The 20,744-nt window shown below is 58.3% G+C and carries 23 protein-coding genes; 10 read left to right on the top strand and 13 right to left on the bottom strand.

The features are described 5' to 3' along the window. Window positions 1-46: 46 nt before the first annotated feature. The 5 genes from ACA073_RS05915 to tsaA all read left to right on the top strand — a co-directional run bounded on the left by ACA073_RS05915 (window position 47) and on the right by tsaA (window position 3,843). The gene (locus tag ACA073_RS05915; protein WP_497402309.1) at window positions 47-520 is read left to right on the top strand and encodes a GNAT family N-acetyltransferase; all 474 of its coding nucleotides are present in this window, start codon (window positions 47-49) and stop codon (window positions 518-520) included. 188 nt (window positions 521-708) lie between these two features. Beyond that, entirely contained in the window at window positions 709-1,419 is a 711-nt protein-coding gene (locus tag ACA073_RS05910) for an rRNA pseudouridine synthase (RefSeq protein ID WP_462007248.1), read from the top strand. A 75-nt stretch (window positions 1,420-1,494) separates the two neighbouring features. Next, on the top strand, window positions 1,495-1,965 hold the full coding sequence (locus ACA073_RS05905) for a YehS family protein (protein WP_017336769.1): 471 nt from the start codon (window positions 1,495-1,497) through the stop codon (window positions 1,963-1,965). Window positions 1,966-2,190: 225 nt separating this feature from the next. Further along, the gene (locus tag ACA073_RS05900; RefSeq protein WP_497402307.1) at window positions 2,191-2,961 is read left to right on the top strand and encodes an SDR family oxidoreductase; all 771 of its coding nucleotides are present in this window, start codon (window positions 2,191-2,193) and stop codon (window positions 2,959-2,961) included. A 183-nt stretch (window positions 2,962-3,144) separates the two neighbouring features. Beyond that, window positions 3,145-3,843 carry a tRNA (N6-threonylcarbamoyladenosine(37)-N6)-methyltransferase TrmO gene (tsaA, locus tag ACA073_RS05895; RefSeq protein ID WP_497403996.1) on the top strand — a complete coding sequence of 233 codons (699 nt, stop codon included), beginning with the start codon at window positions 3,145-3,147 and terminating at the stop codon, window positions 3,841-3,843. Window positions 3,844-4,014: 171 nt separating this feature from the next. Here tsaA and fpr read toward each other — a convergent pair whose 3' ends face one another. Beyond that, window positions 4,015-4,794 carry a ferredoxin-NADP reductase gene (gene fpr / locus ACA073_RS05890; protein ID WP_003443014.1) on the bottom strand — a complete coding sequence of 260 codons (780 nt, stop codon included), beginning with the start codon at window positions 4,792-4,794 and terminating at the stop codon, window positions 4,015-4,017. Window positions 4,795-4,916: 122 nt separating this feature from the next. On the opposite strand from fpr, the gene ACA073_RS05885 reads away from it, so the two are divergent. Then, complete coding sequence (locus ACA073_RS05885; RefSeq protein WP_497402305.1) at window positions 4,917-5,843, top strand: LysR family transcriptional regulator; 927 nt, start codon at window positions 4,917-4,919, stop codon at window positions 5,841-5,843. Here the strand turns inward: ACA073_RS05885 and ACA073_RS05880 are convergent. The 3 genes from ACA073_RS05880 to ACA073_RS05870 all read right to left on the bottom strand — a co-directional run bounded on the left by ACA073_RS05880 (window position 5,840) and on the right by ACA073_RS05870 (window position 7,893). Next, the gene (locus ACA073_RS05880; RefSeq protein WP_008153979.1) at window positions 5,840-6,202 is read right to left on the bottom strand and encodes a diacylglycerol kinase; all 363 of its coding nucleotides are present in this window, start codon (window positions 6,200-6,202) and stop codon (window positions 5,840-5,842) included. The genes ACA073_RS05885 and ACA073_RS05880 overlap by 4 nt on opposite strands. Before the next feature lie 75 nt (window positions 6,203-6,277). After that, window positions 6,278-6,928 carry a response regulator transcription factor ErdR gene (gene erdR, locus ACA073_RS05875; RefSeq protein ID WP_017336764.1) on the bottom strand — a complete coding sequence of 217 codons (651 nt, stop codon included), beginning with the start codon at window positions 6,926-6,928 and terminating at the stop codon, window positions 6,278-6,280. 221 nt (window positions 6,929-7,149) lie between these two features. Next, window positions 7,150-7,893, bottom strand: coding sequence for a tRNA-uridine aminocarboxypropyltransferase (locus ACA073_RS05870; protein WP_497402303.1), 744 nt, complete (start codon window positions 7,891-7,893; stop codon window positions 7,150-7,152). Window positions 7,894-8,079: 186 nt separating this feature from the next. On the opposite strand from ACA073_RS05870, the gene ACA073_RS05865 reads away from it, so the two are divergent. Further along, window positions 8,080-8,505, top strand: a complete 426-nt coding sequence (locus ACA073_RS05865) for a PA3611 family quorum-sensing-regulated virulence factor (protein WP_497402301.1) — start codon at window positions 8,080-8,082, stop codon at window positions 8,503-8,505. A 1-nt stretch (window position 8,506) separates the two neighbouring features. Here ACA073_RS05865 and ACA073_RS05860 read toward each other — a convergent pair whose 3' ends face one another. Beyond that, window positions 8,507-8,701, bottom strand: a complete 195-nt coding sequence (locus tag ACA073_RS05860; RefSeq protein ID WP_462033696.1) for a hypothetical protein — start codon at window positions 8,699-8,701, stop codon at window positions 8,507-8,509. Window positions 8,702-9,069: 368 nt separating this feature from the next. On the opposite strand from ACA073_RS05860, the gene ACA073_RS05855 reads away from it, so the two are divergent. After that, window positions 9,070-10,188: an LOG family protein gene (locus tag ACA073_RS05855; protein ID WP_497402299.1), complete on the top strand. Its 1,119-nt coding sequence runs from the start codon at window positions 9,070-9,072 to the stop codon at window positions 10,186-10,188. A 45-nt stretch (window positions 10,189-10,233) separates the two neighbouring features. Here ACA073_RS05855 and recX read toward each other — a convergent pair whose 3' ends face one another. From recX to ACA073_RS05830, 5 genes are all read right to left on the bottom strand, one after another. Then, window positions 10,234-10,701, bottom strand: a complete 468-nt coding sequence (gene recX, locus ACA073_RS05850) for a recombination regulator RecX (RefSeq protein WP_497402297.1) — start codon at window positions 10,699-10,701, stop codon at window positions 10,234-10,236. Between the two features lie 8 nt (window positions 10,702-10,709). Continuing rightward, window positions 10,710-11,762 carry a recombinase RecA gene (gene recA, locus ACA073_RS05845; protein WP_017336758.1) on the bottom strand — a complete coding sequence of 351 codons (1,053 nt, stop codon included), beginning with the start codon at window positions 11,760-11,762 and terminating at the stop codon, window positions 10,710-10,712. An 83-nt stretch (window positions 11,763-11,845) separates the two neighbouring features. Then, on the bottom strand, window positions 11,846-12,346 hold the full coding sequence (locus tag ACA073_RS05840) for a CinA family protein (RefSeq protein ID WP_497402295.1): 501 nt from the start codon (window positions 12,344-12,346) through the stop codon (window positions 11,846-11,848). Window positions 12,347-12,595: 249 nt separating this feature from the next. Next, complete coding sequence (locus ACA073_RS05835) at window positions 12,596-12,943, bottom strand: phage holin family protein (protein WP_497402293.1); 348 nt, start codon at window positions 12,941-12,943, stop codon at window positions 12,596-12,598. Between the two features lie 331 nt (window positions 12,944-13,274). Beyond that, window positions 13,275-14,009, bottom strand: a complete 735-nt coding sequence (locus ACA073_RS05830; protein WP_497403994.1) for a LexA family transcriptional regulator — start codon at window positions 14,007-14,009, stop codon at window positions 13,275-13,277. A 210-nt stretch (window positions 14,010-14,219) separates the two neighbouring features. Here ACA073_RS05830 and mutS point away from each other — a divergent pair, with 210 nt between their 5' ends. Both mutS and fdxA read left to right on the top strand, forming a co-directional pair. Continuing rightward, window positions 14,220-16,799 carry a DNA mismatch repair protein MutS gene (gene mutS / locus ACA073_RS05825; protein ID WP_497402291.1) on the top strand — a complete coding sequence of 860 codons (2,580 nt, stop codon included), beginning with the start codon at window positions 14,220-14,222 and terminating at the stop codon, window positions 16,797-16,799. 142 nt (window positions 16,800-16,941) lie between these two features. Then, window positions 16,942-17,265 carry a ferredoxin FdxA gene (gene fdxA / locus ACA073_RS05820; protein ID WP_054047139.1) on the top strand — a complete coding sequence of 108 codons (324 nt, stop codon included), beginning with the start codon at window positions 16,942-16,944 and terminating at the stop codon, window positions 17,263-17,265. A 665-nt stretch (window positions 17,266-17,930) separates the two neighbouring features. On the opposite strand, the gene rpoS is transcribed toward fdxA, so the two are convergent. The 3 genes from rpoS to ACA073_RS05805 form a co-directional block, all read right to left on the bottom strand. Next, window positions 17,931-18,938: an RNA polymerase sigma factor RpoS gene (rpoS, locus tag ACA073_RS05815; protein ID WP_497402289.1), complete on the bottom strand. Its 1,008-nt coding sequence runs from the start codon at window positions 18,936-18,938 to the stop codon at window positions 17,931-17,933. Between the two features lie 104 nt (window positions 18,939-19,042). Beyond that, a complete protein-coding gene (locus ACA073_RS05810; RefSeq protein ID WP_497402288.1) occupies window positions 19,043-19,900 on the bottom strand; it encodes a peptidoglycan DD-metalloendopeptidase family protein in 858 nt (285 codons plus the stop codon). A 202-nt stretch (window positions 19,901-20,102) separates the two neighbouring features. Then, a complete protein-coding gene (locus ACA073_RS05805; RefSeq protein WP_174602683.1) occupies window positions 20,103-20,738 on the bottom strand; it encodes a protein-L-isoaspartate(D-aspartate) O-methyltransferase in 636 nt (211 codons plus the stop codon). Between the last annotated feature and the right edge of the window lie 6 nt (window positions 20,739-20,744).

Genomic DNA, 20,744 nt, shown 5'->3' with positions numbered 1-20,744 from the left:
AGGGAGAAAGGACTCGCACCATTCACTGCAAAAGGGGCATTCGGCCATGCGCCAACATTCGGTCATCCACACGCCGAAACAGAGCGACTACGAAGAACTCACGCAAGTCTGGGAAGCCTCGGTGCGCGCCACTCATGACTTTCTGCCGGACAGCTACATCGAGCTGTTGAAGAATCTGGTGCTGACCCGTTACCTCGACGCGGTGATGCTGATCTGCACCAAAGACTCGCGCCAGCGCATCACCGGGTTCGCCGGTGTCGCGGCGGGCAAGATTGAAATGCTCTTCATCGACCCCGCTCATCGCGGCCAGGGGCTGGGCAAACAGTTGCTGCGTTATGCCATGGAACACCTGAACGCCGATGAACTGGACGTCAACGAACAGAACCCGCAGGCGTTGGGGTTCTACTTCAAACAGGGCTTCGAGGTGATCGGCCGCACCGAGCATGACGGGATGGGGCAGCCTTATCCGTTGTTGCATATGCGGCTGCGCCAAACCCAACAACAGACACGCAATGGCTGACACAACATCGAACAATGTGGGAGCGGGCTTGCTCGCGAATGCGGTGTGCCATTCACAGATAAATTGACTGATCTACCGCATTCGCGAGCAAGCCCGCTCCCACAAAAAGCTGTACGGCGCAAATGGAGCCGGGATTAACCGGCGCCCAGCAGGTACAATGCCCACCCCTTTTTTGTTACGGCCCTGTCATGACTGACCCGATACGTCTCTCCAAACGCCTCATCGAACTCGTCGGCTGTTCCCGTCGGGAGGCTGAGCTGTTCATCGAGGGCGGCTGGGTCACCGTGGACGGCGAGGTCATCGACGAGCCGCAGTTCAAGGTCGACACCCAGAAAGTCGAGCTCGACCCCGAGGCCAAGGCCACCGCGCCTGAGCCAGTGACCATCCTGTTCAACGTTGCTGCGGGCATGGACGCGGAAACGGCCATGGCCACCATCAGCGCCGAGACCCTGAGCGAAGAGCATCGCTTCAGCAAACGTCCGCTCAAGGGCCATTTCCTGCGCCTGACCGCCAGCACCGACCTGCAGGCCAACGCCAGCGGTCTGCTGGTGTTCACCCAGGACTGGAAGATCCTGCGCAAACTCACCGCCGATTCCGCGAAAATCGAGCAAGAGTATGTGGTCGAGGTTGAAGGCGACATGGTGGCTCACGGCCTCAATCGCCTGAACCACGGTCTGACCTACAAGGGTAAGGAACTGCCGCCGGTCAAAGCCAGCTGGCAGAACGAAAACCGCCTGCGTTTTGCGATGAAGAACCCACAGCCGGGCGTGATCGCCCTGTTCTGCCAGGCCGTCGGCCTGAAGGTCGTCGCCATCCGCCGCATCCGCATCGGCGGCGTGTCCATTGGCAAAGTGCCGCTGGGCCAATGGCGCTACCTGTCCGGCAAAGAGAAGTTCTAAGACTTTTCACGCCGCCATACATTTTGGCGCCGCTGCTTACGCGGCGCCCACTGCTGAATATCAGGATTGCACACCATGATTCATAACGACGTACTGCGCAGCGTGCGCTACATGCTCGACATCAGCGACAAGAAAGTCATCGAGATCATCAAGCTCGGCGGCATGGACGTGTCCCTGGAAGACCTGTTGACGTACCTCGACAAGAAAGAAGAAGACGAGGAAGGTTTCGTACGGTGCCCGGATGAAGTCATGGCGCATTTCCTCGACGGCCTGGTGATCTTCAAGCGCGGCAAGGACGAAAGCCGTCCGCCGCAGCCGATCGAAGTGCCGGTCACCAACAACATCATCCTGAAGAAACTGCGTGTGGCCTTCGAACTGAAGGAAGACGACATGCACGCGATCCTCAAGGCCGCCGAGTTCCCGGTGTCCAAGCCTGAACTGAGCGCGCTGTTCCGCAAGTTCGGCCACACCAACTATCGTCCGTGCGGCGACCAGTTGCTGCGCAACTTCCTCAAGGGCCTGACCCTGCGTGTGCGCCCGCAGTAACGTGCGAAGCTGATTCAATCTGTAGGAGCTGTAGGAGCTGTCGAGTGCAACGAGGCTGCGATCTTTTGATCTTTTACGGCCCAGCTGAAATTCAAAGATCGCAGCCTCGTTGCACTCGACAGCTCCTACAGGGCCGAATGGCCCTTCATTCCGCGCAAAAATAGTGGCTCCGCTTCAAGCGGCTGACGACTAGGGTGTACTGACCCTCAGCTCTCAGGATTCGCCATGCACCCGTATTTCTCCCTGCAAGGCCGCACCGCTCTGGTGACCGGCGGCACCCGTGGTATCGGCAAAATGATCGCCAAGGCCTATGTCGAGGCCGGCGCTACCGTGTACGTCTGCGCGCGGGATGCCGAGGCCTGTCAGCAGACCGCTGACGAGTTGAGCGCATTCGGTGTTTGCCACGCGGTGGCCGCCAATCTGGCCACTGAAGAAGGAGTGCTGCAACTGGCCACGCGACTGGGCGAACGGATCAGCTATCTGGATATTCTGGTGAACAACGCCGGCACCACCTGGGGTGCGCCGCTGGAGAGCTATCCGGTCAAGGGCTGGGAAAAGGTCATGCAGCTCAACGTGACGTCGGTGTTCACCTGCATCCAGCAGTTCTTGCCGCTGCTGCGCAAGGCCGGGTCCGAAGCGAATCCGGCGCGGATCATCAACATCGGCTCGGTGGCGGCGATTTCCTCCTTTGGCGAACAGGCTTATGCCTACGGACCCAGTAAAGCGGCCTTGCACCAACTGTCGCGGATTCTGGCGCGGGAACTGGTGAGCCAGCACATCAACGTCAACGTGATTGCGCCGGGACGTTTTCCGAGCAAGATGACTCAGCACATTGGTAATGATGAACAGGCGCTGGCGGAGGATACGGCGTTGATTCCGATGAAGCGCTGGGGTCGCGAGGAAGAGATGGCGGCGTTGGCGATCAGTCTGGCGAGTACAGCCGGGGCGTACATGACCGGAAATATCATTCCTCTTGATGGCGGGTTTAGTCTCTAGATCGGCGGCGCGGCCATCGCGAGCAAGCCCGCTCCCACACTGGATCTCCTGAGCACCATAGATCTACTGTGGGAGCGGCGGTGCGACGATTCGACTTGCTCGCGAAGAGGCCGGCACAGGCAGAACTGAATTCAGGTTGATCGGGTTATCATGCCCACCCTCATTCCGCTTCGACCCCAAACCATGACCTACAGCGTTTCCCCCATCGGCTTCGTGCGCTCCTGTTTCAAGGAGAAGTTCGCCATCCCGCGCCAGCCGCAACTGGCCCCGGCCGCTCGCGGCGTGCTGGAACTGGTGGCGCCGTTCGACCAGGGCGATGCGGTGCAAGGTCTGGAGCAGGTCAGCCACGTCTGGCTGCTGTTCCTGTTCCATCAGGCCCTGGAAGAAAAACCACGCCTGAAAGTCCGCCCTCCTCGCCTCGGCGGCAACAAGTCCATGGGCGTGTTCGCCACCCGCGCGACGCATCGGCCCAATGGCATCGGCCAATCCGTGGTGAAGCTGGATAAAGTCGAAGCCAATCGCCTGTGGATATCCGGCATCGACTTGCTGGACGGCACACCGATTCTGGATATAAAACCTTACGTGCCTTACGCCGACATCATCGATACGGCCTCCAACAGCATCGCCAGCGCCGCGCCGCAGTTGATTCCCGTGCAGTGGGCGGATTCGGCGTTGCAACAGGCTCACGGGCACGCTCAGCGTCTTGAAGAGCCGCTGGTTGAGTTGATTGAGCAGTGCTTGGCACAAGATCCACGTCCGGCGTACCAAACGCCAACACCAGAGCGGGAATACGGCGCGCAATTTTGGGATCTCGATGTGCGCTGGCATTATCCGGAAGCGGGCGTGATCCGCGTCCTCGAAGTCATCCCCGCAAAGCCCTGAACACCAGAAACGAAAAAGCCCGCATGACCTTCTCAGGCCATGCGGGCTTTTTGTGGTGGCCGCAAATCCAATGTGGGAGCGGGCTTGCTCGCGAAGGCGGTTTAACATTCAACGAAGATGTCGACTGGCAGTCCGCATTCGCGAGCAAGCCCGCTCCCACAGGGGTCCAGCTTACTTCTCGACGAACGCACGCTCGATCAGGTAATCACCCGGCTCGCGCATCCGCGGCGACACTTTCAGGCCGAAGCTGTTCAACACTTCGCTGGTTTCGTCGAGCATGCTCGGGCTGCCGCACAGCATGGCGCGGTCGTCCTGCGGGTTGATCGGTGGCAGACCGATGTCGCTGAACAGCTTGCCGCTGCGCATCAGGTCGGTCAGGCGACCTTCGTTCTCAAACGGCTCGCGGGTCACGGTCGGGTAGTAGATCAACTTGTCACGCAGGGCCTCGCCGAAGAACTCGTTCTGCGGCAGATGCTCGGTGATGAATTCGCGGTAAGCGACTTCGTTGACGTAACGTACGCCGTGGCACAGGATCACTTTTTCGAAACGCTCGTAGGTTTCCGGGTCCTGGATGACGCTCATGAACGGCGCCAGACCGGTACCGGTGCTGAGCAGGTACAAATGTTTGCCAGGCTTCAAGTCGTCCAGTACCAGCGTGCCCGTAGGCTTCTTGCTGATGATGATCTCGTCGCCTTCCTTCAGGTGCTGCAACTGGGAAGTCAGCGGGCCATCAGGCACCTTGATGCTGAAGAACTCGAGATGCTCTTCCCAGTTCGGGCTGGCAATCGAGTAAGCGCGCATGAGCGGCCGGCCGTTGGGCTGTTGCAGGCCGATCATCACGAACTGACCGTTCTCGAAGCGCAGGCCCGGATCGCGGGTGCACTTGAAGCTGAACAGAGTGTCGTTCCAGTGATGAACACTGAGGACACGCTCGTGGTTCATGTTGCTCATGTACGTGGGACTCCTGGAGATTTTGCCTGCGCCGGTGATATGCGCAATTGCATCGCATTCTAATGGCAGCGACAATATCTGTTAAATGGATTATTAAGATAAGGGTTATCGGTTATATAGATATGCGATTTACTCTCCGTCAACTTCAAGTCTTCGTCGCCGTCGCCCAGCAGGAAAGCGTATCCCGTGCTGCGGGCCTGCTCAACCTGTCGCAATCGGCGGCAAGCACCTCGATCACCGAGCTGGAGCGCCAGTCCAGCTGCCAGCTGTTCGACCGCGCCGGCAAACGGCTGAGTCTCAACGCCCTCGGCAAACAACTGTTGCCACAAGCGGTGGCGCTGCTCGATCAGGCCAAGGAAATCGAAGACCTGCTTAACGGCAAGTCCGGTTTCGGCTCTTTGGCCGTCGGCGCAACCCTGACCATCGGCAATTACCTCGCCACCCTGCTGATCGGCAGCTTCATGCAGCGTCATCCGGAAAGCCAGGTGAAGCTGCACGTGCAGAACACTGCCAACATCGTGCAACAAGTCGCTCATTATGAAATTGATCTGGGTCTGATCGAAGGCGACTGCAGCCATCCGGACATTGAAGTGCAGAGCTGGGTCGAAGATGAGCTGGTGGTGTTCTGTGCACCGCAACATCCGCTGGCCATTCGCGGTACCGCGACCATGGATGAGCTGAGCCACGAGGCGTGGATCCTGCGGGAACAAGGCTCTGGCACGCGACTGACTTTTGATCAGGCCATGCGTCACCATCGCAGCGCGTTGAACATTCGCCTGGAGCTGGAACACACCGAAGCCATCAAACGCGCGGTGGAATCAGGATTGGGGATTGGCTGTATTTCGCGGCTGGCCCTGCGCGATGCGTTCCGGCGCGGCAGTCTGGTGCCGGTGGAAACGCCGGATCTGGATCTGGCGCGGCAGTTCTATTTCATCTGGCACAAACAGAAATATCAGACGTCAGCGATGCGCGAATTCCTCGACCTGTGCCGCGCCTTCACCGCCGGGGTTCAGCGCAGCGACGAGATCGTGCTGCCCACCATCGCTTAAAGCAGGATCACCGCCCATACCAGCGCGATCATGCTCAACGCCACGAGCTGTGCGGCGCTGCCCATGTCCTTGGCATTCTTGGACAGCGGGTGCAGCTCAAGGGAAATGCGGTCGATGGCCGCTTCCACTGCCGAGTTGAGCAACTCGACGATCAATGCCAACAAACAGACGGCAATCAGCAGCGCCTGCTCGACGCGGCTGACGTTCAAAAAGAACGAAAGCGGGATCAGGATGACATTGAGCAACACCAGTTGCCGAAAAGCCGCTTCGCCGGTGAAGGCTGCGCGCAGGCCGTCCAGCGAATAACCGGAAGCGTTGAGGATGCGTTTCAGGCCGGTCTGGCCTTTGAAAGGGGACATAAAAGTGGCAACTGACCAAAAAGGAGTGGGAAAGCTAGATCAACCAGAGTCAAAAAAGCGTGAAGACGCCAACATTTAGTGGCTTGAAATTGACTCAAGTTGTTGCAGGAGCAAAGCCGCCTGGGTCCGGGTCCGCACATTCAGCTTACGGAAAATCGCCGTGACGTGCGCCTTGATTGTTGCTTCGGACACGCTCAGTTCGTAGGCAATCTGCTTGTTCAGCAACCCTTCACAGACCATGGTCAGCACCCGGAACTGCTGAGGTGTCAGGCTGGCAAGACCTTCACTGGCGGCCTTGGCTTCGTCGGAAACGCTGACCGCTTCAAACGCCTGAGGCGGCCAGAACACATCGCCATCCAGCACGGCACGTACGGCTTTCTGGATCACGCTCAGGTCACTCGATTTAGGAATGAAACCGCTGGCACCGAACTCACGGGACTTCACCATGATCGAGGCTTCCTCCTGGGCCGACACCATCACCACCGGAATTTGCGGGTACTGACCGCGCAACAGCACCAGCCCGGAAAAACCGTAGGCGCCCGGCATGTTCAGGTCCAGCAGCACCAGATCCCAGTCGGATTTTTCGTCGAGACGGGTTTCCAGCTCGGCAATGCTCGCCACTTCCACCAGACGGACGTCCGGGCCAAGGCCCAGGGTCAACGCTTGATGCAGGGCGCTACGAAAAAGAGGGTGGTCATCGGCAATCAGGATTTCGTATGTGGCCATTTTTCTAATGATCCTGTTCTTCTAGCAACTCAAGGTACAGCCACGGAGCTGCACCAACAGGGCACGTTCAACGCCAATCACGTGGCAATCCACGGAGCTTTTCACGTAAAGAAGCGGCGAATCAAACTACGTCCGCGCCCTGATCGGCGCCAAGCATGCCCAGCGAAGCCGGGGTGGTCAAGGTGCCTGGCCGCTACAGTTCTTTGCAGTATGCGCGACAATCAGCCCGTGACAGGAACGCTGTTCTGCACGAAAGGCATCAGCTCGGCGTGTGCCGGTGTTGCAACATTCATTTCCAGCTGGTGTTTGGCATCGAGGTAATGCTGGCTGAACACGTCGAAATAAGCGTCCAGTGCGGACGCAGCCTCGACATCTCCCGCCAGATCGAGGCACAGCGCCGCCACTTCCGCCGTGCACAAATGCTCGCTGCGGGTAGAGCGCCGCAGCCGATAGCGTGAAAGCTTTTCGGGCAGCAGGCTCAGGATCGGGAGCGCATTAAAATAAGGGCTTTTGCGGAATATCTTCCGGGCTTCGGTCCAGGTCGCATCCAGCAGAATGAACAGCGGCCGCTTGGTGCTATCGACTTCGACCGTGTTGGTCACTCGCTCAGGCTCGACGTACTCGCCTGGAAAGACCAGATACGGTTGCCACTGCGGATCGGCGAGCAATGCCAGCAGTTGAGGGTCAGTGTCCGTACGCGACCAGATGAACGCATGGTTGTCGCGCACCACGTCAGCGATCAGCCAACCGGTATTGCTCGGTTTGAACACTTCCTTGTTGGTCATGATCAGACACACGCCAGAGCGGGTCTCGACCTGCGGACGCCACGCGCACAGGCAGTGACTCTCGATCACGCGGCAGGCACGGCAACGGGTTGCCCGCCAGCCACGGGCCTGAATCGGCTTGATGCCCTCCTCTTCACGCTGATCACGCAGGCGGGCTACGGCGTTGGGGGCGTGGTTCATCGTGGGCAACACCGGCAGACAGGAAAACTCGACACGAATAGCACTCAGGTCAATAAAGGTCGGCAGTTTACCAGAGCGGCCGGCGCAAGCCTGTACCGTCCAGACGGGCTCCCCTATAATTCGCCACCACTGAACGCACAGTCATGTGACGGGTCGAACCACCAGTCACTGAACCAGGAGAGTTTCATGCTGCGCCTTATCGTTCCCACCGCTGCCATTCTGCTGGCGTCGTCCTTCAACGCTCAGGCTGCGTCCTTGAGTGAGCAGAATCTCAACAGAGAGCTGCGAAACGTCGCCGCACAGAGCAGCGTCGGCACGCCACGGGCGATCAACGAAGACATTCTCGATCAGGGCTACACCGCCGAAGGCAATGTGCTGATCAACCACCTGAGCGTGCAAAGCAGCCACGCCAACAAGATGCGTGCCGACCCGAAAGCGGTGTACTTCCAGCTTGGCGCCTCCGTCTGCAGAAACCCGGGGTTCCGCAAGCTGATGGCAAAGGGCGCGGTCATGCGTTACGACTTCACCGAGGTGAAGACCAATCGCGCGGTCGGCTCCGCCAGCTTCCAGGAATCGGATTGCCCGAAAGCCACACCGGCGAAGAAAAAGTAATTCAACGGGAATTGGCGCGCCGCTGTTCGTCCTCGGCGCGCAGTTCGGCCAACAGCGCTTGTAAATAGCGCGAGCGCCGGTCGGCTCCCTCCAGACGCCGGCAGCACTCCTCTTCAAGACTCAAGTGATTGGTCTCGGCCGATGATTTCAATAATCGATACAGTTGCGTATCGATCTCCAGAATGACTCTGGCCATAGCATCCCGCCTCCATGCACTTCGCCCAAGCTTTGAGCGAACAAAATCCTTGAACCGCTTGTACCGTGCGCCCTGCCTTAGACGCAAAGTTGTCGTGTCACGCCTGTCATTCAGTAAATCAGACTGCTGGACACTCGGCGTGCGTTCAGACGAGCGGTGAAATCACCTTGCAAATCGTCAATAAGCGGTTGCCAGGAAAGACTTTACAGCGCAATGATCAGGTCAGCGAAAATAGCCGCGAGGGTCTAGATTCATAGTGTTCCCGTTCACTTTTCAGGGCAGAAAAGGGGCTGCCTGGTTTGCGTTTTTTGATGCGCATGTTTCCTTCATCCAAAGGAACAACAGAGCCTGTATGGAAGGAGAAGTTGATGCCTTACCAACCGAATGACCTCCTGAGCCGTCATTTCGAAGAAAGCGGCCACGACCTCATCAGCAAGGTCGAAGAACAACTCAACCTGGTTTCACCCAATAGCCCGAACATCCCGATTTACCGCGACATGATCCTGACCGTGCTGCGCATGGCCCAGGAAGATCACAACCGCTGGAATGCCAAAATCACTCTGCAAGCCCTGCGCGAACTCGAACATGCCTTCCGTGTGCTCGAACAGTTTCGGGGGCGGCGTAAAGTCACGGTGTTCGGCTCGGCCCGCACACCGATAGAACACCCGCTGTATGGGCTGGCCAGAGAACTCGGCGCCGCGCTGGCGCGCTCGGACCTGATGGTGATCACCGGCGCAGGCGGCGGCATCATGGCCGCCGCCCACGAAGGTGCCGGTCTGGAACACAGCCTGGGATTCAACATCACCCTGCCCTTCGAGCAGCATGCCAATCCCACCGTGAACGGCACCACCAACTTGCTGCCATTCCACTTCTTTTTTACCCGCAAGCTGTTCTTCGTCAAGGAAGCCGATGCGCTGGTCTTGTGCCCCGGCGGTTTCGGTACGCTGGACGAGGCACTGGAAGTGTTGACGCTGATTCAGACCGGTAAAAGCCCGCTGGTGCCAGTGGTGCTACTGGACGCTCCCGGCGGCAAATTCTGGCAAGGCGCCCTGGACTTCATCCGCAATCAACTGGAGGAAAACCGCTACATCCTGCCGACCGACATGAAGCTGGTGAGCCTGGTCTATAGCGCCGAAGAGGCGGTGGAGCAGATCAATCAGTTCTACAGCAACTTCCACTCCAGCCGCTGGCTCAAGCATCAGTTCGTGATCCGCATGAATCACCAGCTCAGTGACGATGCACTGGAGCACATGCAACAAGCGTTCGCCGACCTGTGCCTGAGCGATCACTTCCATCAGCATGTCTACAGCGGTGAGGAGCACGACGAACCGCAGTTCAGCCACCTCGCACGTCTGGCTTTCACCTTTAACGCCCGTGATCATGGGCGCCTGCGGGAACTGGTGGATTACATCAACCTGCCGGAAAACTGGGCGCAACCCAAACCTCAGGCGCAACAACGCACGCGGGAACCGTTAAAGGTTACGTGAGGCAAAAAAAAAACGGCCCGCTATCAAAATAGCGAGCCGCTTCAGTCAATCGTCCATCCCTCGGCCGCTGAACAAGCGGCTGATCATTTCCATGGAATAGCCCCGATAACTCAGGAACCGCCCTTGTTTGGCGCGTTCCCGGGCGTCTATCGGTAAATGCCCGGAGAATTTTCGCCGCCAGGTGTCTTCCAGTTGTTCCTGCCAGTTGATACCGCTCTCGCGTAACGCGAGTTCAATGTCGCTGCGTTGCAGGCCACGCTGGCCCAACTCTTCGCGGATACGCAAAGGGCCATAGCCGGAACGGGCACGGTAGGAAACGAAGCTTTCGAGGTAACGGGATTCGGACAACAGCCCCTCTTCCGTCAAGCGGTCGAGTGCTGTGTCGATCATCTCAGGGAGAGCGCCGCGCTGACGCAGTTTACGCGTCAGCTCGACCCGACCATGCTCGCGTCGTGCGAGCAGGTCCATTGCGGTTCGCCGCACTGCGACGAGTGTATCGAGTACGGCGGTCATCGGATCAATCAGATATCAGCGTCAGCCAGGTCATCTTCAGTCTCTTTGACTGGTGATGCTTTGACGTCCGGCGCTGGAGTCAGCAGTTTGTCGCGCAGCTGCTTCTCAAGTTTCGCGGCGATTTCCGGGTTGTCCGCCAGGAACTTGGCCGAGTTGGCCTTGCCCTGACCGATCTTGGTGCCTTCGTAGGCATACCAGGCGCCGGACTTCTCGACGAAACCGTGCAGAACACCCAGGTCGATCATCTCGCCATTGAGGTAGATGCCTTTGCCGTAAAGAATCTGGAACTCGGCCTGACGGAACGGCGAAGCGACCTTGTTCTTCACAACCTTGACGCGGGTTTCGCTACCGACGACTTCATCACCTTCTTTCACCGCGCCAGTACGGCGGATATCCAGACGAACCGAAGCATAGAACTTCAGCGCGTTACCACCGGTGGTGGTTTCCGGGCTGCCGAACATCACGCCGATTTTCATACGGATCTGGTTGATGAAGATTACCAGGCAGTTGGCGTTCTTGATGTTACCGGTGATTTTACGCAGCGCCTGGGACATCAGACGGGCTTGCAGGCCCACGTGCATGTCACCCATTTCGCCTTCGATTTCAGCCTTTGGAACCAGGGCGGCTACGGAGTCGACGATGATCACGTCTACCGCGTTGGAACGCACCAGCATGTCGGTGATTTCCAGGGCCTGCTCACCGGTGTCCGGCTGGGAAACCAGCAGGTCGTCGACGTTGACGCCGAGCTTGCCGGCGTACTCAGGATCGAGGGCGTGTTCGGCGTCGACGAATGCACAGGTCGCGCCGGCTTTTTGAGCCTGGGCGATCACCGACAGTGTCAGCGTGGTTTTACCGGAGGATTCAGGACCGTAGATTTCAACGATACGGCCTTTTGGCAGACCGCCAATGCCGAGCGCGATGTCCAGACCCAGAGAGCCAGTAGAGATAGCCGGGATCGCCTGACGGTCCTGATCGCCCATACGCATTACGGCACCCTTGCCGAATTGACGTTCGATCTGACCCAGGGCCGCAGCCAAGGCTTTCTTCTTGTTGTCGTCCATTAAAGTCCTCACGTAATCAATAAGGCCTGACGGCCAACACCTGTATAAGTAGCCAGTATTATTCCACAGCGTTTCAGGATCGCCTACCCCTGATTTGAGATTTCTCCGGTGGCATGGCGCAGCAACCCCTCTAGCGCGGCCCTCACCGTTTGTCGGCGGACCTCGTCACGGTTACCAGCGAAGTGCTGCACCTCGCTGAACACCCGCTCCCCCACGCCCCAGGCCAGCCAGACCGTGCCCACCGGCTTGCTCGGCGAACCGCCATCCGGCCCGGCCACGCCGCTGACCGCCACAGTAAAGTACGCCCGGCTTTTTTCCTGCGCGCCGCGCACCATGGCCTCGACCACCTCGCGACTGACCGCCCCCACCGTCGCAAACAACTCGACCGGGACATTCAATTGCTCGGTTTTCTGACGGTTGGAGTACGTGACATAACCGGCCTCGAACCACGCTGAACTCCCCGGAATGCGCGTGATTGCCTCGGAAATTCCACCGCCGGTACAGGACTCGGCTGCGGCAACGTGAGCATTCAGAACCTGCAGGCGCCGACCAAGTTCAGCGGCCAGTTGGGTGATTTCTTTCACGGTCATCTCCTGAGCGGGCGGAATGGGAACTAACGTACACGAGCGCATCGCGCTTGCAAGTTACAGGTTCGATCAAAATGTTAGCGACCGAGCGCCCGGATGCAGGCCTGACAAGCCTGCATGGCAGTCAGTGCGCGACGGCTTATCGATGTCGGGGAACATAGGGGGTTTCCCTTTCAAATATTGAAGCGTTCATCTGCGCGAGGGATGCAGGGTGTCGACGTTGCCAGAACGACCAAGGGATGGGCTTTATTGATCCGGACGAGTATCACGCGGCGGCACTTCACAAACTCCGATCCGCTTGGCCACCCAGCGCTCATAAAGGTCTATAGCGACATCAGCGCCGGCCATCGCCGTGAGGCAACCGAACGCGCCGGCCGCCCAGATCGACATGCCGGCGGCGTACAGCAGCATGATGGCCGAGACTCCGCAGATCATGCAGGCGCCGGAACGCAACGCCAGACGCCGCAGCAATGACCAGCCGCGGGCGCCCTCCTTATCGGCGCGCCACATTTCGCCAGCCACGCCGCCCATCAAGGCGAGCACGATGACCAGCCAGATTGGCATGTCCAGCAACGCTTGTTGCACATTTGTCATGTCACGCCTCCTTGGGAGTGATTAAGTGTGATGCAAGTATTTCCAACGACACCTGGCGGCGCCGGACACAGTTGCCAACCCTCTGAACCGTTGAGGCCGGTTCATCGCTGCCTTTTTGGTGGAACTAAAAAGCTTCGATTCGAGCAGCTTTGTTGAGCGGCTTGAAACAAAGAATATGCATTAATGCATATACAGTCAATGCACCAACGCATTTGTTTAGGCGTTACAAATGCACTGACGCATTAAAGCCCCACAGACAAAAAACGTTGGAGGTTTTCAGCAGGCGAAAAAAAACCCGCGCCGTGACGGGTTTTATCTGGCAGCAGTGAGGTTAACGAGCGTACATGCCCCACCAGAAGACGTGACCAAGGATGACGATCTGCTCTTCCTGGATCTCCTGGAAGGCGTAGTCCTCGTCCGGATGTTCATCGCGATTGAAGCTGCGCAGGCGAATCCCCGTCGGCAGGCGATAAAGCTGTTTAACCCGGAGCTGGCCATTGTGGTTGATCGCATAAAGGTCGCCATCGACGATATCGCCGATCCCGCATTTGCCGGCATTGACCCCTACGGTGGCGCCGTCGCGCAGCACCGGCAACATGCTGTTGCCACGCACCGTCACGCACTTGGCCTGGTCGAACTGCACACCGTTGTGACGCAAACTGCGCTTGCCGAAGCGCAGGCTAGAGCGCTCGCTTTCTTCGATGACGAATCTTCCTGATCCAGCCGCCAATTCAACCTCGCGAAGAAAGGGGACCGACACCTCGTCGTCATCGACAGGCGTATCGTCGTCCCACAGGCTTATGTCCTTGAGTTCCGCATGCACTTCATCGCGCCCGGAATTGACGGCGGGCGCGACATCCACACGACCCCGCAACTGGTCGGTGCTCACGGCGAAATACTCGGCGATCTTCGAGATGTGCTTATCCGAAGGATCGACAATCTTCCCGCTGAGAATTCGCGAGAGAGTGGATTGAGGCACGCCGGTGCGACGGTGAAGCTCCGTGGGGGAGATTCCGTGCTGATCGAGCAGCGCTCTTAAGACGGTAGAAACATTGCGTTTTTGCATAACGCGCATAGTGCTTGATCTTTTTTACGGAGGCAAATGCATAACTGCATAAAAAGCGCATAAAACGTGTATGAGCCGCTGAAATGTATCCCGCCGCTTTCATGCCTGCGTCGGGTGGACCGCCCATGTTAACCTTGCGCCCATCGCGGAAAAGCCGGGCCGATGTCCCTCCTTTGCCCTACACCTTTCAACGAATTTGCCTGATATCCGATGAATAAAGCACTCTCCGATCTGCCCTCTCACACGCCAATGATGCAGCAGTACTGGCGTCTGAAGAACCAGCACCCCGACCAGTTGATGTTCTACCGCATGGGTGACTTCTACGAGATCTTCTATGAAGACGCGAAGAAGGCCGCCAAATTGCTGGATATCACCCTGACCGCCCGTGGGCAGTCGGCCGGTCAGGCGATTCCGATGTGTGGGATTCCTTACCACGCCGCGGAAGGTTACCTGGCGAAACTGGTCAAGCTCGGCGAATCGGTGGTGATCTGTGAGCAAGTCGGCGACCCGGCGACCAGCAAAGGGCCGGTTGATCGGCAAGTGGTGCGGATCATCACGCCGGGTACGGTCAGCGATGAAGCGCTGCTGGATGAGCGGCGGGATAACCTGATCGCGGCGGTGCTGGGTGATGAGCGCCTGTTCGGGCTGGCGGTGCTGGACATCACCAGCGGCAACTTCTCGGTGCTGGAGATCAAGGGCTGGGAAAACCTGCTGGCGGAACTGGAGCGGGTCAACCCGGTGGAATTGATGATTCCGGATGACTGGCCGAAGGATTTGCCGGCGGAGAAACGCCGTGGGGTTCGTCGTCGTGCGCCGTGGGATTTCGAGCGCGACTCGGCGCTGAAAAGTCTCTGCCAGCAATTCTCAACCCAGGACCTGAAAGGTTTCGGTTGTGAGAACCTGACCCTGGCCATCGGCGCTGCCGGTTGCCTGCTCAGCTACGCCAAGGAAACCCAGCGCACTGCCCTGCCGCACTTGCGCAGCCTGCGGCATGAACGCCTGGACGATACCGTGGTGCTGGATGGCGCGAGCCGTCGCAACCTGGAACTGGACACCAACCTGGCCGGCGGTCGCGACAACACGCTGCAATCGGTGGTCGATCGCTGCCAGACCGCGATGGGCAGCCGTCTACTGACCCGCTGGTTGAATCGGCCGTTGCGGGATCTGAAGGTTTTGCTGTCACGCCAGACCTCGATCACTTGCCTGCTCGACGGCTACCGTTTCGAAAAGCTGCAACCGCAGCTCAAGGAAATCGGCGACATCGAGCGGATTCTGGCGCGAATCGGTTTGCGTAATGCCCGTCCTCGTGACCTCGCTCGTCTGCGCGATGCCCTCGGTGCATTGCCCGAACTGCAAGTGGCGATGTCTGAGCTTGAAGCGCCGCACATTATTCAACTGGCCAAGACCACCAGCACCTACCCGGAACTGGCCGCGCTGCTGGAAAAAGCCATCATCGACAACCCGCCTGCGGTGATCCGCGACGGCGGCGTGTTGAAAACCGGGTACGACAGCGAACTCGACGAGTTGCAATCGCTGAGCGAAAACGCCGGGCAGTTCCTGATTGATCTGGAAGCACGCGAGAAGGCCCGCACCGGTCTGTCGCACTTGAAGGTCGGGTACAACCGCATTCACGGTTACTTCATCGAGTTGCCGAGCAAGCAGGCCGAATCGGCGCCGGCCGACTACATCCGGCGCCAGACGCTAAAAGGCGCCGAGCGTTTCATCACGCCGGAACTGAAGGCTTTCGAGGACAAGGCACTGTCGGCCAAGAGCCGCGCCCTGGCTCGCGAGAAGATGCTTTACGAAGCGCTGCTCGAAGACCTGATCGCCCAGTTGCCACCCCTGCAAGACACCGCCGCAGCATTGGCCGAGCTGGACGTGCTGAGCAACCTCGCCGAACGCGCGCTCAACCTCGACCTGAATTGCCCGCGCTTCGTCGACGAGCCGTGCATGCGCATCAGCCAAGGCCGCCACCCGGTGGTCGAGCAAGTGCTGACCACGCCGTTCGTGGCCAATGACTTGAGCCTCGACGACAATACCCGCATGCTGGTGATCACTGGTCCGAACATGGGCGGTAAATCCACCTACATGCGTCAGACCGCGTTGATCGTGTTGCTGGCACACATCGGCAGTTTCGTGCCGGCGGCCAGTTGCGAATTGTCGCTGGTGGACCGGATCTTCACCCGGATCGGTTCCAGCGATGACCTGGCCGGTGGACGCTCGACCTTCATGGTCGAAATGAGCGAAACCGCCAACATTCTGCACAACGCCACCGAGCGCAGCCTGGTGCTGATGGACGAAGTCGGCCGCGGCACCAGCACGTTCGACGGGCTGTCCCTGGCTTGGGCGGCCGCCGAGCGTCTGGCGCATCTGCGGGCTTACACGTTGTTCGCCACACACTACTTCGAACTGACGGTGTTGCCGGAAGCCCAGCCACTGGTGGCCAACGTCCACCTCAATGCCACCGAGCACAACGAGCGCATCGTGTTCCTGCACCACGTGCTGCCCGGGCCTGCCAGCCAGAGCTACGGTCTGGCCGTTGCGCAGCTGGCCGGCGTGCCGAGCGAAGTGATCGTGCGCGCTCGCGAGCACCTCGGTCGACTGGAAGCCACCGCGCTGCCCCATGAAGTGCCGAAGCCCGCCAAAGGCAAACCGGCCGCGCCGCAGCAGAGCGACATGTTCGCCAGCCTGCCGCATCCGGTGCTCGATGAATTGGCCAAACTTGACCTGGATGACCTGACGCCGCGTCGCGCGCTAGAAATGCTCTATACACTAAAGACACGGATCTAACGCACTTGCCTGCAAGCTGTTAGAATCTCGCGCGGTTTGGGATGCTGCAGGCTAATAGCCTGGTCTGCAGACTATCGCTCCCAAACCTGGCGACCCCAACGTGAAGGGGCTCCGCTGCCGCCGCCTGAGGAGAAAATTAGAAATGACCTTCGTCGTCACCGACAACTGCATCAAGTGCAAGTACACCGACTGCGTAGAAGTCTGTCCGGTGGACTGCTTTTACGAAGGCCCGAACTTCCTGGTGATTCACCCGGATGAGTGCATCGACTGCGCACTGTGCGAACCAGAATGCCCTGCCGTGGCCATCTTCTCCGAAGATGAAGTCCCGGAAGAAATGCAGGAATTCATTCAGCTGAACGTTGAGTTGGCCGAAATCTGGCCAAACATCACCGAGAAGAAAGAATCGATGCCGGATGCCGAAGAGTGGGATGGCGTCAAAGGCAAGATCAAAGACCTCGAACGCTGATTTTCCCCGCGTTCCCGAAAAGGCCCCTTGCGGGCCTTTTTTGTTTTACAAAATCAAAAGATCGCAGCCTTCGGCAGCTCCTACACAGGTTTTGTTTGCACCTGTAGGAGCTGCCGAAGGCTGCGATCTTTTGACTTTTTGCAGGCAAAAAAAAGGGGCGGTTTGACCCGCCCATTTTTTCCCTATTCCCTGTGTTCCTTTTCATCGTCCTGATGAACCGCATCCTGCAATGTCCTTTCCCCTCATCCTTGAAGGGCGTGTCTGTCCGTCGACACAACCTGAATACTAGAGAGTTCCCAGGCAAGCGCAATCGCTCTGAGAGGCGAAAACGAGCAGTCATATGCAGATAACGTTAATTAATATCCATATAAATCAATCAAATAAAATCGACCTCATACAGCAATAGACGTCTGCCAGGGTGTAAAAATAACGAACACTTACGAAAGAGTAAGCAAAGACTTACAACGCGAGACTACAAACCTGAGATCTCCCAAGGGGCTCTATATCTAGTGCTGAATGTGTAGGAGCCGGCTTGCTGGCGATGAACGATTACACGGCTTACCTGGTTAACCGCGTAATCGTTCATCGCCAGCAAGCCAACTCCTACAGACAACAAAAAGCCCCGAACCAGTCGGGGCTTTTTGCGTGCTGCTCAAGCGATTCGCTTATTGAAACAGCGACTCGCTGGACAGACCATTCTTCTCCAGAATCTCCCGCAGACGCTTCAGGCCTTCAACCTGGATCTGTCTGACGCGTTCGCGGGTCAGGCCAATTTCCAGGCCTACATCTTCCAGCGTGCTGCTCTCATGACCGCGCAGACCGAAGCGGCGTATCACCACCTCGCGCTGCTTGTCGGTCAGTTCCGAGAGCCATTGATCGATGCTCTGAGACAGGTCGTCATCCTGCAGCAGTTCACATGGATCGGTTGGGCGGTCATCGGTAAGGGTGTCCAGCAGGGTTTTATCCGAATCCGGACCCAGCGAGACGTCGACCGAAGAAACCCGCTCGTTCAGGCCGAGCATGCGCTTGACCTCTCCCACCGGTTTTTCCAGCAGGTTGGCGATTTCTTCGGGTGAGGGTTCGTGATCTAGTTTTTGCGTCAGCTCCCGTGCGGCCCGCAGGTACACGTTGAGCTCTTTGACCACATGGATCGGCAACCGAATGGTCCGGGTCTGATTCATTATCGCGCGCTCGATGGTCTGACGAATCCACCAGGTTGCGTAGGTCGAAAAACGGAAGCCACGTTCGGGGTCGAACTTCTCTACCGCCCGGATCAGCCCGAGGTTGCCCTCTTCGATCAGGTCCAGTAGCGACAAGCCACGATTGACATAGCGTCGGGCGATTTTCACCACCAGCCGCAGGTTGCTTTCAATCATGCGTTTGCGCCCGGCCGGATCGCCACTTTGCGACAGGCGCGCAAAATGAACTTCTTCTTCGGGCGACAGCAGAGGGGAAAAGCCTATCTCATTGAGATACAGCTGCGTGGCATCGAGTGCACGCGTGTAGTCAATGTACTTGTGTTGCTTTAACGCAGCGGAGTGTTTGGATTTGGCACGAACGGAAGGTGGAGCTGCCCCTTCATCATTCGACATCGAATCCGTCTCGATGCCGGTCTCCATCAGGAGAACCTCATCGTCGATGTCAAACTCCGGCACTTCTTTACTGAGAGCCATTGTTATAGTCCTTTGGTGAGTTCGACCTCAAGCTCAAGCGGCGCCTCTATCCTTGGCAACGCTGGAGCCTGTTCCTCTACGTGACGGAACAAGCTGGTAACAAATCAACGACGTGGCAGGAACTGCAGTGGATCTACAGGTTTACCTTGTCGGCGAATCTCAAAATGCAGTTTCACCCGGTCTGTACCCGTTGACCCCATTTCGGCAATTGTCTGTCCGACCTTGACCTGCTGCCCCTCCCGAACCAACAGCCTGCGGTTATGTCCGTAGGCGCTAACGTAGGTATCGCTGTGTTTGATGATGACCAATTCGCCGTAGCCCCTTAAGCCACTCCCGGCGTATACCACCGTCCCATCAGACGCAGCTAAAACAGGCTGTCCCAAATCCCCGGCGATATCAATTCCTTTATTCAAACTGCCGTTTGAAGAGAATTTTCCAATCAAGATGCCATTAGAAGGCCATCCCCAGCCGGCCGGGGCTGGGCCTGCCGGAGGCATCGGAGCAGGTGCTGGCTTGTTGGCGACGGACGGTGCAACCACCGTTGTCGTCGTAGTTGCGCCATTTGGCTGGCGCCGGATTACAGTGGTTTTACTGGACGACGAAGGTGCCGTATCGGCCGGGCTGACCACCGCCGTCGGCGTTGAACCGGTGCGACCGTCAAAGCGAATCGTCTGACCCGGATGTATCGTGTATGGCGTAGGAATGTTGTTGCGCGCCGCGAGGGCTTTGTAGTCCCAGCCGTAGCGAAATGCGATCGAGAACAAGGTGTCTTTAGGTCGAACCACATACTGGCCCGTGGTCACTGCCGGACGCTGGGCGACGGCATTGTTGCGATCGACAACGCGCACGTCACTCGATTTGGTGCTGGAACAACCGACCAGCAAGGTGCTCAAGACAAGGCCAGTCACCAGGCGCTGAAAGCTCGTTATACCCATTCGCTGCGCAATGACTGTGAGACTCACCCGCCGCTCCCTTTGTGGTGGCTGAAATGTTGAATTGCCGTGCTCCCGGCATGAAGTGTCGTCAGTATAACGGGCTGTGCAGGCTTTACCCTTAATGAAGCGAAGCACACGTTTGCTACCTGACGATGAATACCGTTTAACTGATCGACGCCGCTGTAAGACAGGGGCAATCGAAGAGAATTCACCGCGACGAAACAAATGCTCAGGCCAGTGGCCCGTTGAGCAAAGGAACGAAACGCACCGCCCCCAGAACACGCCTGGAAAACCCGTGTTCTTCGCGGATGATCAGCATCAACTGTTGAACCTCACCTGACCCGACCGGTATCACCAGTCGCCCTCCGGGCGCCAACTGGTCGAGCAATGCCTGAGGCACATCGGTCGCCACCGCCGTCACGATAATGCCGTTGTAAGGTGCCAGCGCCGGCCAGCCTTCCCAACCATCGCCCCAGCGAAAGACCACGTTGCGCAAGTTGAGATCGACCAGACGTTCCTTGGCCCGGTCCTGCAAAACCTTGATGCGCTCGACGGAAAAAACCCGCTCGACCAGTTGCGACAGGATCGCGGTCTGATAACCCGAGCCCGTGCCGATTTCCATCACCTTGTCCAGCGGGCCCGCTTCCAGCAGCAGCTCGCTCATGCGGGCCACCATGTAAGGCTGGGAGATCGTCTGGTTGTTGCCGATCGGCAACGCCGTGTCTTCATAGGCACGGTGCGCCAACGCCTCGTCGACGAACAGGTGCCGCGGCGTACGGCGGATCACTTCCAGCACCTTGGCGTTGGAAATGCCCTCCTCATACAACCGCTGAATCAGACGCTCGCGGGTGCGTTGCGAGGTCATCCCGAT

This window comes from Pseudomonas sp. LBUM1670, from assembly GCF_059695695.1.
The sequence above is the reverse complement of the archived record's forward strand: the minus strand, read 5'-3'. Positions and strand labels throughout refer to the sequence as shown.